The organism is Treponema sp. R6D11 (assembly GCF_054786075.1).
Genome location: NZ_BDHD01000545.1, coordinates 1 through 807 on the forward strand (window position 1 = coordinate 1; position 807 = coordinate 807).

1 protein-coding gene is annotated in these 807 nt (G+C 41.3%); it reads right to left on the reverse strand.

The genetic code is table 11. From position 1 onward, the window contains the following. Positions 1-75: 75 nt before the first annotated feature. Positions 76-807, reverse strand: a 732-nt coding sequence (locus ACYVTD_RS14590; RefSeq protein WP_461248442.1) for a response regulator, incomplete at its 5' end; no start/stop codon positions are given.

The following is an 807-nucleotide window of genomic DNA, read 5'->3' on the forward strand; positions in this document are numbered from 1 at the left end:
GTATATTGTTAAATCTTACTTTTTCGTTGAAAAATCGCGGTTTTTTGGAAAAAATCATGAACATTGTTAATAATATTATGTTTTGCTTTGTTTTGTCAAGATTTTTTCCACCCTACTTAACAAATCGGCCGAGTCAAAGGGTTTTTTGATGTAATCAACCGCCCCAATTTCCTGCGCTTTTTTCATGTCGTTCGGATCGCCTGAAGACGTAAATAACGCTATCGGGGTATCGTGAAGTTCGCCTATCGCCTTTATCCTGCTGTATGTGTTCCACCCGTCCATGTCCGGCATTATTAAGTCCAGTAATATTAATTGGGGAACAAGCCCCTGATAGAACAGGTCAAGTGCCTCTTTACCAGAAAGGGCCGTATGTATGTCGTATTTTGTCTGCAATACCGCTTCCACCATATCCAGATGGATACTGTCGTCGTCTACCAGAAGAATTTTTGGTTTTTCATTGCCGGTAGTATTGTTAAATTTATCAGTTTCAAGTTTTAAGGATTCAAAGTTTCTGTTGTTGTTCAAGCTCATATCATTTACATGGTTTACGGAGATTTTTATCTGGTTAATGCCAGTAAGAATCTCGTTCATGCCTTCTACCGCGTCTTGGCTTATTTTTATAAATTCGTTCGTGTCATTTACCAGAGTTGTGCCCGATTCCGTCATGTCATTGGATCCTTGTTTAACCGAGGCGGTTATGTCCCGCAGGCGGCCTATGGAATCCAGTATTTGCCTTCCGCCCACTTCCTGTTCTTCCATCGCGTTGCGGATGTTTTCTTCATGCACAGAGACCGTCTTTACGCTTGT